We start from the raw sequence: 13,767 nt of genomic DNA, 5'->3' as shown, positions 1-13,767 counted from the left end.
GCTACTTCTCCCCGCTGGTCGAGATGGACTGCGCGAAGAAGCGCTGCAGCAGGAACAGCAGCACCGCAGGCACGATCGAGATCAGCAGCGCTCCACCGAACATCTGGCCGAAGTTGAACTGGGTGTCGGTGTAGGTGCGGGCGATGGCGATCGGGGCGACCTGCTTGGCCTCCTCGGAGATGATCAGCAGCGGCCACAGGTAGGACGACCACTGCGCCAGGAAGATCAGCAGACCGGAGTTGATCAGCGTGGTGGTGCTGAGCGGTACGTAGATCCGGGTCATGATCCGGAAGTCGGTGGCCCCGTCGATGACCGCGGCCTCGCGCAGTGACACCGGAATGCCCTGGAAGAACTGCCGCATGTTGAAGATGGCGAGACCGTTGCCGATGCCGGGCAGGATCAGGCCGATGTAGCTGTTGTTGAGATGCCAGTTCGTGAACAGCTGCGCCAGCGGGATGGCGATCGCCTCGAACGGGATCATGAAGCCGATCACCAGCAGGCTGAAGACGAACTCCCGGCCGCGGAAATGGAGCACGGTGAGGGCGTACGACGCGGGCACGGAGAGGGCGAGGCCGATCAGCACCGAGGCGAAGGCGACCAGCAGCGAGTTCATCATGCTGGTGCCGAACCGGAGCTCGCCGAACAGCGCGGCGTAGTTCTCCAGGGTCCAGGTGTCGGGGATCAGGGTGTGCCAGCCGAGCGGGCTGACGCTCTCGATCACCTGGCTGCCCGGTCGCAGCGAGCCGAGGAGCATCCACAGGGCCGGCAGGCCGAAGGCCAGGGCGACCAGCGCCGCCAGCAGAGTCAGCAGGGCGATCATCAGCTTGGCTTGGAAGCCGCGCCGCGACCCGACCGGGGAGATCTCCGCCGCGGCGAGCGGGTTGGGAACCGAGGTGGTGCTCATCAGTCACGCTCCCGGAGAAGTCGGAATTGGACGGCGACGATCAACAGCATGATCAGCGTCAGGACCAGGGTGGAGGTCGCACCGAGGTTCGGCTGCGAGTAGGTGTAGGTGCGCCGGTAGGCGTCGAACATCAGCAAGGTGGTGGAGTCCTCGGGACCGCCGTTGGTGAGCAGCTGGACCGGTACGAACAAGACGAAGTTGGCGACGGTGTCGGCCACCAGCACGAACAGCAGCGGCCGTTTCATCAGCGGCACGGTGATGGACCAGAAGGTCCGCCAGGCGCCGGCGCCGTCGATGCTCGCAGCTTCGTAGACCTCGGCGTTGATGTCGTTGAGGCCGCCGATCAGGAACAGCATCCAGTAGCCGATGCCGACCCAGGAAGCGACCAGGATGATGCTGGGTAGCGCCTGGCCGGCTGAGGTGAAGAAGGGCTGTGGCCCGAGCCCGAGGGCCGTCAGGATGCCGTTGACCGGGCCGTCCCCGCGCAGCGCGATGCCCCAGGCGATGGAGGATCCGACCATCGGGATGGTGCAGGGGATGAAGACCGCGGTCCGCCAGATGCCGCGGCCCGGCAGCTTGCGGGTCATCAGCACGGCCACCGCCATGGCGATGGCGATCTGCACCGGGTTGATCACCAGGTTGAAGACGATGGTGCGGACCAGAGTGTCGCGGAAGAGGGGATCGCTGAACAAGGTGACGTAGTTCTCCAAGCCGGCGAACTTCTCCTCGGCCATCAGGCCGATACCGACTCGCTTGAACAGCGTCGACCAGGCCGCTCCCAGGAACGGGACCAGCCTCAGCAGCACGATCGCTGCCACGGCCGGTGCCAGGAACAGCACGGCGGTGCGTGCCTGGCGCCGACGCATCGGCGATCGTCGTGCCAGTGTGGTGGTCGACACAGCGACCCCCTCCTTCGCTAGGTGTGTTGCTCGAACAGACGAACTGTGGTGCTAGCCGTACTGCTTCCAGGCGGTGACGAGCTGGCTCTGGGCCGACTCGAGGGCCTTCTTCGGGTCGGTGCCGTTCGCGATATCGGAGAACGCACGGCTCATGATGTCCTCGAACTCGATGTAGCCCACCGTCGACACCCGTGACATGGAGGTGTTCTCGGTCTCGTACTTGATCACCTGTGCCGCCTGCTTGCCACCCTCGGAGCCGGTGAAGGCATCGCTGGCCAGATAGCCCTTCAGCCCTTCGGCGTTGGCCGGCAGCTCGGCATAGGCGCGGTACTTGGCGTAGCCGCTCTCACCGTCGACGGCCAGCCACTTCAAGAAGATCGCGGCCGCCTCCTTGTTCTTGGAGAACGGGTTCATGCCGACCGACCACGAGCCGTTCGGGGTGACCGCGTCACCGCCCTCCCAGACCGGGTTCAGCGCTGCGCCCCAATTGATCTTGGAGTCGGCCAGCTTGCCCACCATCCAGTTGCCCTCCACCATGTAGGCCGTCTTGCCGGCGAGGAAGGTCGAGTCGATCTGCTCGGCGGCGATGCCCCGTGGCGTGATCTTCTCGCTGTAGAGGGAGCCGTAGTACTCCATCGACTTGATCCAGCCCTCGTTGGCGACCTCGGGAGTGAGGTTGCCCTCGCCGGAGGCTCCGACACCACCGCCGGCGGAGACCGGGAGCGGCTGCAGCTGGTAGTAGCGGTCCGGCTGGCCGAAGAGGAAGCCGTGCTGGGCGCCACCCTTCTCCTGCACCGTCTTCGCATCGGTCTTCAGCTGCTGCCAGGTGATCCGGCTGGCGTCGTCGACCGAGGGAGGCGTGACGCCTGCCTTGTCCAGCAGGTCCTTGTTGTAGAACAGCACCTGGGTCGAGTTCGCGACCGGCAGCGAGTACAGCTTGCCGTCGTAGGAGCTGCTGGTGACGGTAGCTTCCTGCAGACCACTGGTCTTGCCCTGGAACTGGCTGGTCATGTCCTCGAGGTAGCCGCGGGCCGCGAGCGCGGGGACGCGGGGCTGGTCCACCCAGAACAGGTCGGGGTCGCCGGTCTTGGCGGTGATCCGGGCGTCCAGGACGCTGTTCAGGTCGTCGAAGGGGACGTACTGGTAGTTCACCTTGATCGTGGGGTGTTCCTTCTCGAAGGCCGCCACGACCTTGTCCATCCCGTCGGTCTTGGGATCGAGGATGCCGACCACGTTGATGGTCGCGGTGGGGTCGGTCTCGGGGATCGACCAGGCGGCCGGGGCTGTGCCCTCCGTCGTGTCGTCACCGCCGCCGCCACAGGCACTGAGCAGCATCGCTGCGCTGACGGCGGCCGCCAGGCCCATCGTCGCTGATCTCTTCATCACAACTCCTTCATCTTCCCGAGGAAGAACTGGTTGAAAGCTGGGGCATTCACTGTCTGCGCCACGACGGCGTTGGCCGAACGCGTAACGGCGTGCCCGTCGGGGGCCCAGTCGCCGTCGAGGTAGTCGGCGACCATCACCCCGCGGAGCCGGTCACCGGTCTCGACCTGCACGTAGGCCTCGCTCCAGGTGAGCAGCTCGGGGTGCGTCACGGCCGCGACGGCGAGCGGGTCATGCATCGCACACGACTCGTCCGGCTGCGGCTTGCGCTCGTTGAGGTGGTCGATCCAGGAGGCGGTGTATTTGCCGGCGAAGGAGACGAAGGGGCGATCGCTCGCTTCCATCTCCAGCGCCTCGGCCTTGCTCACCCGCACCTTGAGCGTGACGTCGAGCCCCACCCACCGGGCAAGAACGCCGGAGGTCAGCACGATGTGGGCGGCCTCCGGGTCGCACCAGATGTTGAACTCGCCCGGCATCGACGCGCTGTTGGTGTGCTCGTTGAAGACGCCACCCATGATCACCAGGCCCTTCAGCGACGAGGCGAAGGTCGGATCCAGCCGCATCGCCATCGCCACGTTGGTCAGCGGTCCGACGGCGACCAGGGTGATCTCACCGGGGTTCGCGCGGACATGCTCGACCATCGCCACGGCGGCCGGAGTCGGCTGCGCCTCGCGCACCTCGACGTCGTCGGGGATCGAGCCGAACTTGGCCTGCGGGCGGATCAGCGGCACCTGGGCGCCGCGGTGGACCGGGACCTCGGGATGACCGAGGCGCTGCAGCAGCTCCAGGGTCAGTGCCGTGGCTGAGGCCACGTCGGTGTTGCCGTTGACCGTGGTCACCAGATCAAGAGTGATCTCCGGATCGGCGAGGGCGAGGGCGAGGGCGAACCCGTCATCGATGTCACTTCCCGGGGCCCCCATCGCCAGGTCGACGTCTAGCACTACTCGTTCCACTATGAACTCCTCGACTTGGTGTAGACGTCACTGTCTACACGTGTTGACTGAAACGTGCAAACTCGTCCCAGGGGCGCTGAGCTGGACTTCATCGGGGGAGCCGCCGGCGCCGGTCAGCCGGGGAGGACCGGCCGCGACCGCGGATGGATCTGGAGGATCGTCGGCAGCTGAGCACCGTCAACGCTGGGCCGACTAGAGGGCGAGCGCACACTCGCGTGGGGAGTGGGGACCTAAAGACTTACTCGCTTGCTAGCAAACTAGGTTACGGGTAGGGTGCGGCGCATGAGCGAAGGAACAACCGCCGAGCCCAAGGTGCAGTTCAACGTCTATCTGCCGCCGGCGCTGGTTCGGCAGGTCAAGCACCGTGCCGTCGACGAGAACCGGTCGCTCTCGGCGCTGGTTGCAACGGCGCTCACCGACTATCTCGGCCGAACCGCGAAGGAGCAGTCATGACCCAGCCCACCACCCAGCCGACGCGGACGACCTACCAGGTAAGCCCCTACCACTTCACCGATCGCCCGCACGAGATGATCACCTTCCTGCAGGCCGTCGGGCTGCGCGTGGCGGTGAGCAAAGGCGGTTGGGCCGACCTCGTCGGCGCCGGCGGTCGGGTCGGGGTGCACCCGCTCGCCACCTCCGGCGTTACGGCCAGGTCGACGTCGCTGTGTCTGATCGCACCCGACGCGATCGCGGCGGCCGAGCAGTTGCAGCGGGCCGGACTCGACGCCCGGTGGTGGGACGAGGCCTTCGGCCGCCAGGCGGCGGTGCGCGGACCGTACGGCGAGCTGACGATCAACGAACCGATGACGGACTTCCATGGCTACCAGCGCCACGACGTCACGCCGGCGCCGGGTGATCCGCAGGTCACGGTGATGGCGGTCTACTTCACCCCTGACTTCGCCGCGGCGGCCGCGTTCTTCGCCGCCGTCGGGTTCGATGGCGACGAGACGTTGGAGGGTTGGCGGCCGTTGCGGGCCGGCGAGGCGTCCGGTGGGATCGGCCTGCACGCCGCTGATCGGGACCCGGTGCCGGGTGACGCCTGCGCACTGTCGTTCGAGACGACCGAGGATCTGCCCGCGTTCGCCCACCGACTGCGCTCCCTCGGCTACCGCGTCGACGACGAGTACGACGCCGCTGCTCCGCATGTGAGCGTGACCGACCCCGACGGCAACCGGATCGAGGTCCACCCCGCACCCCGCCGAGGATAGGCATGCACGCCCGGGACCCGGCCGTGGAGGTGAGTCACCGACAGACCTGCCGGGTGCACAGTGGCGGCGCCGCGATTCGGGCAGCAGTCGCCGCTGCGGCCCAGAGCTGCGCGTCAGACGGGCCGCGGCGACCGGGAACCAGAACAGGCCCTGGCCAGCGTCTCCGCTGGCCAGGGCCTGTTTTCGGTGGGGTGAGTGACGGGACTCGAACCCGCGGCCACCTGGACCACAACCAGGAGCTCTACCAGCTGAGCTACACCCACCATGCTCGTCGGACCCGGCGCGAACCGGACAACGCAGCGTCGAGAAGCATAGCGGTCTCGCCGCCCGATCGAAAATCAGCAGACGGTCAGGACTGTGGCGGCGCGACCGGCGCCGGCGCAGCCGGGGGCGTCGGTACTGCGCCGGTCAGGGCGCCCTGGTGGCGGGCGGCGATGGCGCGGGCCGTGGCGCTGTCCGGACCGGGGGGAGGCACGAACAGGACCTCGCGGTAGTAGCGCAGCTCCTCGATCGACTCCTGGATGTCGGCGAGCGCGCGGTGGTTGCCGCTCTTGGCCGGCGCCTGGTAGTAGATCCGCGGATACCAGCGACGGGCCAGCTCCTTGATACTGGAGACGTCGACGTTGCGGTAGTGGACATGGCTCTCGAGCTGGCTCATGTCGCGGGCCAGAAAGGCCCGATCGGTGCCGATGGTGTTCCCGGCGAGCGGTGCCTTGCGGGGCTCGGGCACGAAGGCGCGGACGTAGTCCAGCACCAGCTGCTCCGCCTCCGCCATGCTCAGGCCGCTGTCCAGCTGGTCCAGCAGCCCCGAGGTGACGTGCATGTTGCGGACGAAGTCGTTCATCTGGGCCAGCGCCTCGGCCGGTGGCCTGATCAGCACATCGATGCCGTCGCCGAGGACATTGAGGTCGGCGTCGGTGACCAGGGCCGCGACCTCGATCAGTGCGTCAGAGGTCAGGTCGAGTCCGGTCATCTCGCAGTCGATCCACACCAGCAAATCATTCACCCGGCCCACTCTACGGTCGTTCGCTGCTGCGGCGCTGCCGGCGGACACCGGCACGGACTGGCCCGGGAGCGAACACGGGGACCCATCGCGCCACCCACCCGCTGCCCAGCCAGGTGATCCCGGCCATGCACCAGGCAGCCACCGCCAACGGTGCGAACAGGCTGACGGCGCTGATCACGAGCGGCCCGAGCGCATTGCCGAAGTCGGCTGCCAACCGCCAGCCGCCGAGGAACTGGGCGCGGGCGTCGCTGGGGGAGGCGTCTGCGCCGAGGGTCATCACAATGCCGGCGGAGATGCCGTTGCCGAGTCCCATCAGGCAGGCCACCAAGGCGATGGTGAGCGGCCCGGACGTCAACGGCAGCAGAGCGAACCCGAGGCCGAGAATGATCATGGACGGGACTGCGACGAACACCCGGCCGAACTTGTCCATGATCGCGCCGCCCGGATAGAAGAGCAGCATGTCCACCCCGGCGGACACTCCGAAGATCAACGAGGTGGTGGCGGCGTCGATCCCCTGCGACTCGGCCCAGAGCGGGATGATCGACTGGCGGGTCGAGCGGGCGGCCGAGATCACCAGCACCCCAGTGCCCAGCGTGAGCAGCACCCGGCGGTGCTCGGCCAGCACGGACAACACCGTGCGGTGCTTGGGTCGCGGTGCGTCCGGGTGCCGGGGTGCCGCCCGAGTGATGTCGGGCAGGAACAAGGTCAGGATCGCCGCCGCCAGGCTCATCGCCGCGGCGAACCCGTACGCGGCGCCGAGGTTGTAGTGGGTCACGATCAACGCGCCGAAGAACGGCCCGATGAAGCTCCCGATCCGGAAGGTTCCACCGAGAGTGGACAGGGCCCGGGCTCGCATCCGCGCCGGAATGGCCTCGGTCAGGTACGCCTGCCGCGCCAGGCTGAAGACGGCCCCGGCCAGCCCGGTGACCAGGACCGCGATGGCCAGCATCAGCAGCGACCGGGCGAAGAAGGCGCCGAGCAGAGCGATGGCGTCCACGGTGCAGGCGGCGATCAGGGCCCGCTTCTCGCCGATCCGCGCCGCCAGGGCGCCGGCCGGCAGGTCACCGATCAGCTGTCCGATCCCGGTCAGGGCGACCACCAGCGCCGCCATGCCGATGCTGGCCCCGAGTTCCCGGGCCGACAGGGCGACCAGTGGGACCACCGCGCCGTAGCCGATGGACACCAGGACCGTCGGACCGTACGCGGCCAGGGCGATCTTCTTCCAGCTGACCGTGTCCGAGGGGGGAGGATTCACATCCGGGAACTTATCGGTGCCTGGCTGGGGTCAGGTGAGCGGACTGCAGTCGCACCGGGGGCGGCCAGACCCGGTAAAATCGCGCGGACGGTCCCCGGCGGGGTCCGTGCCCGGCCCCCGTAGCTCAGAGGATAGAGCAGCAGCCTTCTAATCTGTCGGTCGTAGGTTCGATTCCTACCGGGGGCGCAGCACCACCGCTTGCCATGCCGTGGGAAGTGTCCGAGAACAGCGGACGGCTGCGCGCTCATGCCTGGACGAGAACCATTTCTTTTGCGCGGGCGAGAGCTGCAGGCACGGTCAACCTGGTCACCACGCCGGTTTCCTTGGAGACCAGACGAGGGCCGTTCTCGATCGGGACCTCGCCGTCGTCGATATCTCGCCGGACGTCGAGAACGATCAATAGGTAGGCCGACTGGTCGTGCCGGGCGAGCTTGCGATCAACTTTCAACTGATCAGACGTCAAAGTTCGGCGTACGGCTTCGACGGCTTCGTCGAGTGTCATCCAACCTCCCAGGGGTGTGTGAATCGCAGCCGCATCCGGTTCGCCGATATTCCCCACCGCAGGCAGGGAGCTGAGTCCTCAGTTGCCAGTCAGGCGCGTTCACCTCGCCGAGCTCATCTGTCCGTCGTTGGTCGGAATTCCCACCTTGGGCGCACCCGCGCTGAGCGTCGCTCCTAGCGCCGGGTCAGCACGAAGACGTCATCGCCGCGAATCTCCACCTCGAACCGCTGAAGCCGAGCCGTCGACCCGGCCGCCAGATGCTCCCCGGTGCGCAGGTCGAACTCCCAGCCGTGCCAGGGGCACTGCAGGATCTCCCCGTCGCGGCCGCGCCGATACTCATAGACCGCCGACGGCAGCAGGGTGCCGCTGACCACTCCACGGCAGACCGGGGCGCCCTGGTGGGGGCAGACGTTGCGCCAGGCCAGCACCTCCTCGCCGAGGCGGTAGAGACCGACCTGCACCGTCCCCACCGTCACCAGCAGCACCCCGCCGCGGGGGACGTCGCCGAGCCGCGCAACCCGGTGGGCCCTCATTCTCCGACAGCGAGCTGGTCGGCGGCCCGCACCGAGGTCGCCGTGCGTGGGGTGGTCGCCGGCGGTCCGGTTGCTGGGCGGCTGGTCAGCCCGTACACCTCGGCGGCCCGGCCGGCGAAGATCCGCCGCCGCAGCTCGGCGTCCAGACCGCGGAAGAGCAGTGCGGGGTTGTCGTTGTCCCAGTGCGGATAGTCCGAGGAGAACATGACCGTACGGCCGGCGTCCATCATCTCGAAGATGGCATACAGCTGGTCGGGTCGCTCCGGTTCCTCGATCGGTTGGGTGGTCAGCACGATGTGCTGCTTCACATAATCTGACGGCAGCTGCCGCAGCCACGGCGCCGTGTCCCGCAGCGCCTTGTAGTTCTTGTCCATCCGCCACATCAGCTGCGGCAGCCAGGCCAGGCCGCCTTCCACCCCGACCACGATCAGCTCGGGGAACCGCTCGAAGACCCCCTCGATCACCAGGCTGTTGACCTGGGCCATGTAGCTCAGTGGCAAGATGTTGTGCCACTCCAGATAACGGGTCGGATATCCGACCGGGGTGGGTGGCCAGCCGGTGCCGGACCCCTCCATTCCGGGGTGCAGCGCGACCGGGAGGCCGAGCTCGACCGCGGCTTCGTAGATCGGGTGATACTGCCGCTGGCCGTACGGCGCCCGGGAGCCGGCCGACATCAGCACCTGGGCGATCCCGGGCCGGTCGCCGATGCGGCGGATCTCCTGGGCCGCGGCCGCCGGGTCGTCGCCGTTGACCAGCACCGATCCGCGGAACCGGGGCGTCACCGGCAGCCAGGTGTCGAGGGTGCAGTCGTTGAACGCCGTGGCCACCGCGTTGGCGTAGTCGGGGTCGGTGCCGAGCGGCAGCACGGACGGACCGGTCAGGATGGCGTAGTCGATGCCGTAGCGGTCCAGGTGGTCCGAGACCACGAACAGCGGGTCGCTGCCGGGCGGTCCGCCGTCGGGCGGGGTGACGTCGCGGCGGTGCACACCGCGCGGGTTCGTCCAGTTCGCACTGACCCCGAAGCCGGTCCGCTGCCAGCGCTCGTGCCAAACCCGCGGCAGGTACGGCGTGATGTCGCCGAGCATGTTGTGCACGTCGGCGTCGATCAGGGTCGGCGGCGCCGCCTCGGCCTGGGACGCGGTCGTCATTGCCCGCCCCGTGATCCGGTGATCGGCGCGGGGTGGCTGGCGGGCTCGGCCATGGTGACCACGGCCTTGATGAAGCCCTCCGGCTTGGCCACCGCCGTGTCGAAGGCGTTCCCGATGCGGTCCAGCGGGAACCGGTGGGTGACCAGGGGCCGCAGGTCGAGCCGGCCGGCCTGGAGCAGCCGCATGCCGACGTCCATCCCGCGCATGATGGTGCTGACCTCGCGGAAGTGGGCGTTGCGCAGGTCGTAGGCCATCCAGTTCCAGTGCGCCAGCGGCACCTGTCGGGGCTCGCCCTGGTGGAAGCCGACCAGCACCACCGTGCCGCTCATCCGCGTCAACGCGCCCACCTCGTCCAGCGCGCTCTGACTGCCGGTCACCTCGAAGCAGATGTCGGCGCCGCGGCCGCCGGTGACCTCGGCCACCACCGCGGCCGCCTCGTCGGCGCGGGCGTCCACGATGCGGCTGGCGCCCAGCGCCTGGGCGACGAGCAGTACGTCTGGACGTCGGTCCACCACCACCACCCGGCGGGTGCCGCGGAGCTGGACCAGCTGCTGGACCAGCAGCCCCATGTAGCCCGCGCCGAGGATCACCACGTCGTCACCCAGCCGGACGTCGGCGAGCTCCACGGCGTTGACCGCGCAGGCCACGGGCTCGAGCAGGCCGCGGACGGGATCCAGCTCGCCGAGCGGGCGACAGTATTCGGCGGCCACGGTGACGTAGTCCGCGAAACCCGAGTCGAGGGTCCAGACCGCCACCCGCTGGCCGGGCGCCAGGTTCGAGCTCCGGCTCTCGACCACGGTGCCGCTCACCTCGTGCCCGATCCGGGCTGGGAAGTCCGTCGGGACGCGACCGGTCCACGGACCGAGCTCGGAGGAGCAGACCCCGCAGGCGATGACCTCGACCAGGGCCTCGCCGGGACCGGGGCGGGGGATCGGTACGTCCACGAGCTCGAAGCGCTCCGGAGCAACCAGCTGGGCGATTCTCATCGCAGCGACCCCCCGAGGGTGAGCTCGTCGTCGTGCAGCACCATGATCCCGTACAGGCCGAGCCGCTCCAGGGTCACCTCGTGCCGGTCGTGGCCGGGCGTCAGCTCCAGGGTCAGCGGCGGCTGCCCCGGCGCGAGGTAGGTTGCACAGCTGAACCGCCGGTCCAGCCGGACCGACAGCTGGAGCCGGTCGAGTGGGGCTACTGCATCGGCGACCTCGTCGTAGCCGTAGTTGACCAGGTGCACGGCCACGGCCCCCGAGGCCAGCCGGTGCAGGTTCACCGCCGGGTCGCCGCTGGCCGTGACCTGAGGCCCGTTGGGAAGCCGGTCGACGAGGTCGGCCAGCTCGGCCCACACCACGCCCGGGTGGCTGCGCAGCTGCTCCGCCGCTGGGCCGACCGCGCCGGCGGCGAGGTCGGGGGTGGCCACCAGTCGGCCGCCGCCGTGGAGATACTGCAGCAGCACCTCCAGCTGGGCGTCGGTCAGCGACCAGCAGCCCGGTGCCAGCACGGTCGGCCACTGCTCCAGGACCTTCGCCGTGAGCCGGTCCCCGTTCCGGCCCTCGCTGTCGTGGTCCTCGCTGGGGATGACCCGCGGGTCGGGGTCGGGGAACAGCACCACGTCGAACGGGATCGAGCGGGTGGACAGTGCCTGCGTCGCGACCCGGAACGGCACCTCGACGCTGGCGTCGCGGGCGTTGACCAGGTTGTCACCGGAGTCGGCCCTCCCGACCGCGGCACGCATGCTGGCCACGCCGTACACCACCGCCACCTCGTGGGCGCTGGTGGTCGAGCGGAGGTCGTCGGTGGCCGCGATGACGTCCTGCACCTCGGTCAGCAGCTCGTGTGGTGCCCAAAACGAGTCCGAGATGGTGGCGCCCATCCACGACCCGTACGGCACGCTCATGTTGACCCCGAAGGCGGCGGCCTCGTACAGGCTGAGCCGGAGCCGGTCATAGCCGCGGCCGACCGCCAGCGCCGCCACCATCTCCGGAACCACGCCCCCGTACGGGTTCTCCACCACCACCACGTCGGCCACGCCGGCATGGCGGCGGAAGCCGTCGACATAGCGGTACCACTCCGGCTGGCGGTAGGTGGTGTTGCGCATCTCGGTGATGATCAGGTCGACCTCGTCGGCCAGCGGCAGGTAGTGCGGGTCCAGGTTGAAGAAGTTGCCTGACACGGCGACGTCGCGGCCCTGCGAGCGGCCGTACTCCCGGGCGAAGCTCGCCAGCTCGGCGAAGTAGGTGGCGATCGCCCGGCACTGGTAGCCGTAGTAGAGGCCGAACAGCGGGCTGTCTTCGCGGTTCGTGCGGAAGTCGTAGCCGCGGGACCGCAGCCAGTCGCCGTAGTGGAAGGTCGCCAGGTCCTCGTCGACCAGCTCTGCGGGCAGCAGCTCTGGCGGCAGCTGCTGCAGATGGGCCCGGAAGCCCTTCATGCAGTCCTTGCAGAAGCAGGCGCCGTACTGCATGGCGCCGAGCGGAAGCTCCGCTTCGTCGAGCTGGATCCCGTCGACGCCGGCGTCGATCTGGATCCGGATGACGGCCTTGAGGTATTCGCGCCACACCGGGTTGTTGCGGTCCATGTAGAAGCACTGGTGTTCACGGTCGGGACACTCGACCCAGCGGGCGTGACACGGCTGCTGGTCGATGTCGCGGGCCACGCACTCCTCGATCAGGTCGGTCACCGGCTCGCCGTCGCTGTTACGCAGCCCGTCGGGGAAGTACGACGCGAAGGGCGGCCAGAGGTTGGGATAGCGGTCGGCGGAGAACTCCCGCAGCCCCAGCCAGTCCCGGTGTCCCACCCCGCGCAGCTCGTTCAGGGCCAGCACCGTCGACTCGTCGTCGTCGAGCTCGACCGGGAACTCCCAGCCCTGGGCCTCGAAGACGATGCCGAACACCTTGATGTCTCGGGCGTGGCAGGCGGCGATGAACTCGGAGTCGTTGACGAAGCCGTAGAACCGCGACCGCGGCTCCACCGCCCCGAACGCCTCCTGCTCCAGATAGGGCAGGGCCAGCGACCCACCACCGAGCGCCGACCAGACCAGAACCGTCGCCCGATAGTCGACCAGGTCATCCACCATCCGCAGCCGACGTGGCGGCAGGCTGGGGTGGTAGCAGTGCTGACGCGGATACCACGCATCGAAATAGACGCCACGCTCCACAGCAGCAGTCCTCGTTTCCAGGTTCGGGGTGCGGGGTTTCGGGGGGGCGGTCAGGCGTTGACGTAGCTGTTGCCGGCAGAGTCGCGCCCGCGCGCCAGCCAGATCTTCCAGCCGGCGTTCTGCTCGACCGGCAGCACCTTCACCGAGGCCGGGAAATAGCGCATCGTGTAGCCGGTCCGGCGGATGCTGCTGGTGTTGGGCTTGGCGCCGTGGATGATCCGTCCGTCATGCAGGGAGAACTCGCCGCGCCGCAGCTCGAAGTCGACGGCCCGGTCCTCGTCCACCTCGGCGATCTGGGCGTGGAAGGTCTGCACAGTCATGTCGGTCGGGACGTAGTTGTCGGAGAACCCGCCGTCGAGATGGGTGCCCGGAATCACCCGCATGCAGCCGTTGTCCCGGTTGCTTGGTCCCAGCGCCAGCCACACCGTGACGATCCGGTCGTACGCGCTCAGCCGGCCGTTCCAGAAGGCGGAGTCCTCGTGCCACGGGGTGGCGCGGCCGGTGAACGGGTCCTTGGAGATGAAATGGCTGGTCCACAAGGCGATGTCTGCACCGACCAGCGGCTGGACGGTGTCCAGCACCTCCTCACTCAGCAGGAAGTCCAGCAGCCGCGCGTCGCGGAAGTGCGGGGTGTCCAGCTCGTCGGAGAGCTTGGTGCCCTTCTCGGCGAGATGCTCGTCGAAGATCGACTCGAGCGCGTCCAGCCGGTCCGGGGCGAACAGCTGGCGCCCGGGCAGCAGATAGCCGTCGGCCCGGAACCGCTCGACGTCGATGTCGGTGGTGGTGGTCATGGCGATGCTCCAAGGATGGAAGGGATCGAGGGTTCAG

Annotated in this window: 14 protein-coding genes and 2 tRNA genes; 3 read left to right on the top strand and 13 right to left on the bottom strand. The window is 68.5% G+C overall.

All coding sequences use genetic code 11. The features are described from left to right. Window position 1: 1 nt before the first annotated feature. The 4 genes from AC1XX3_RS01380 to AC1XX3_RS01365 are packed head-to-tail and all read right to left on the bottom strand — an operon-like array spanning window position 2 to window position 4,139. Window positions 2–904: a carbohydrate ABC transporter permease gene (locus AC1XX3_RS01380; protein WP_483319283.1), complete on the bottom strand. Its 903-nt coding sequence runs from the start codon at window positions 902–904 to the stop codon at window positions 2–4. Beyond that, window positions 904–1,803: a carbohydrate ABC transporter permease gene (locus AC1XX3_RS01375; RefSeq protein WP_483319282.1), complete on the bottom strand. Its 900-nt coding sequence runs from the start codon at window positions 1,801–1,803 to the stop codon at window positions 904–906. The genes AC1XX3_RS01380 and AC1XX3_RS01375 overlap by 1 nt, the downstream gene beginning before the upstream one ends. Window positions 1,804–1,854: 51 nt before the next feature. Then, window positions 1,855–3,186 carry an ABC transporter substrate-binding protein gene (locus AC1XX3_RS01370; protein WP_483319281.1) on the bottom strand — a complete coding sequence of 444 codons (1,332 nt, stop codon included), beginning with the start codon at window positions 3,184–3,186 and terminating at the stop codon, window positions 1,855–1,857. Then, window positions 3,186–4,139 (bottom strand): nucleoside hydrolase, encoded by a 954-nt coding sequence (locus AC1XX3_RS01365; protein WP_483319280.1) that lies wholly within the window; start codon window positions 4,137–4,139, stop codon window positions 3,186–3,188. Before AC1XX3_RS01365 ends, AC1XX3_RS01370 begins: the two co-directional genes overlap by 1 nt. 282 nt (window positions 4,140–4,421) lie before the next feature. On the opposite strand from AC1XX3_RS01365, the gene AC1XX3_RS01360 reads away from it, so the two are divergent. After that, window positions 4,422–4,592 (top strand): ribbon-helix-helix domain-containing protein, encoded by a 171-nt coding sequence (locus AC1XX3_RS01360; protein ID WP_483319279.1) that lies wholly within the window; start codon window positions 4,422–4,424, stop codon window positions 4,590–4,592. Then, window positions 4,589–5,347: a VOC family protein gene (locus tag AC1XX3_RS01355; RefSeq protein WP_483319278.1), complete on the top strand. Its 759-nt coding sequence runs from the start codon at window positions 4,589–4,591 to the stop codon at window positions 5,345–5,347. The genes AC1XX3_RS01360 and AC1XX3_RS01355 overlap by 4 nt, the downstream gene beginning before the upstream one ends. A 187-nt stretch (window positions 5,348–5,534) precedes the next feature. On the opposite strand, the gene AC1XX3_RS01350 is transcribed toward AC1XX3_RS01355, so the two are convergent. The 3 genes from AC1XX3_RS01350 to AC1XX3_RS01340 all read right to left on the bottom strand — a co-directional run bounded on the left by AC1XX3_RS01350 (window position 5,535) and on the right by AC1XX3_RS01340 (window position 7,608). Continuing rightward, window positions 5,535–5,610: transfer RNA gene (locus AC1XX3_RS01350), tRNA-His, on the bottom strand. 86 nt (window positions 5,611–5,696) lie between these two features. Then, the gene (orn, locus tag AC1XX3_RS01345; RefSeq protein ID WP_483319277.1) at window positions 5,697–6,353 is read right to left on the bottom strand and encodes an oligoribonuclease; all 657 of its coding nucleotides are present in this window, start codon (window positions 6,351–6,353) and stop codon (window positions 5,697–5,699) included. Between the two features lie 10 nt (window positions 6,354–6,363). Then, a complete protein-coding gene (locus AC1XX3_RS01340) occupies window positions 6,364–7,608 on the bottom strand; it encodes an MFS transporter (RefSeq protein WP_483319276.1) in 1,245 nt (414 codons plus the stop codon). Window positions 7,609–7,721: 113 nt separating this feature from the next. Here AC1XX3_RS01340 and AC1XX3_RS01335 point away from each other — a divergent pair. Further along, a tRNA-Arg gene (locus AC1XX3_RS01335) sits at window positions 7,722–7,794 on the top strand. 58 nt (window positions 7,795–7,852) lie between these two features. Here AC1XX3_RS01335 and AC1XX3_RS01330 read toward each other — a convergent pair. The 6 genes from AC1XX3_RS01330 to AC1XX3_RS01305 all read right to left on the bottom strand — a co-directional run bounded on the left by AC1XX3_RS01330 (window position 7,853) and on the right by AC1XX3_RS01305 (window position 13,730). Further along, on the bottom strand, window positions 7,853–8,110 hold the full coding sequence (locus AC1XX3_RS01330) for a hypothetical protein (RefSeq protein WP_483319275.1): 258 nt from the start codon (window positions 8,108–8,110) through the stop codon (window positions 7,853–7,855). Window positions 8,111–8,283: 173 nt separating this feature from the next. Continuing rightward, window positions 8,284–8,643, bottom strand: coding sequence for a Rieske (2Fe-2S) protein (locus tag AC1XX3_RS01325; RefSeq protein WP_483319274.1), 360 nt, complete (start codon window positions 8,641–8,643; stop codon window positions 8,284–8,286). After that, window positions 8,640–9,791, bottom strand: coding sequence for an amidohydrolase family protein (locus AC1XX3_RS01320; protein ID WP_483319273.1), 1,152 nt, complete (start codon window positions 9,789–9,791; stop codon window positions 8,640–8,642). The genes AC1XX3_RS01325 and AC1XX3_RS01320 overlap by 4 nt, the downstream gene beginning before the upstream one ends. Next, window positions 9,788–10,777 (bottom strand): zinc-binding dehydrogenase, encoded by a 990-nt coding sequence (locus tag AC1XX3_RS01315; protein WP_483319272.1) that lies wholly within the window; start codon window positions 10,775–10,777, stop codon window positions 9,788–9,790. The genes AC1XX3_RS01320 and AC1XX3_RS01315 overlap by 4 nt, the downstream gene beginning before the upstream one ends. Beyond that, window positions 10,774–12,939: a hypothetical protein gene (locus AC1XX3_RS01310; protein ID WP_483319271.1), complete on the bottom strand. Its 2,166-nt coding sequence runs from the start codon at window positions 12,937–12,939 to the stop codon at window positions 10,774–10,776. Before AC1XX3_RS01310 ends, AC1XX3_RS01315 begins: the two co-directional genes overlap by 4 nt. A gap of 50 nt (window positions 12,940–12,989) precedes the next feature. Further along, window positions 12,990–13,730 (bottom strand): phytanoyl-CoA dioxygenase family protein, encoded by a 741-nt coding sequence (locus AC1XX3_RS01305; protein ID WP_483319270.1) that lies wholly within the window; start codon window positions 13,728–13,730, stop codon window positions 12,990–12,992. Window positions 13,731–13,767: the final 37 nt, after the last annotated feature.

The organism is Microlunatus sp. M237 (assembly GCF_056896895.1).
This window is presented reverse-complemented; position numbering and strand designations above follow the sequence as displayed.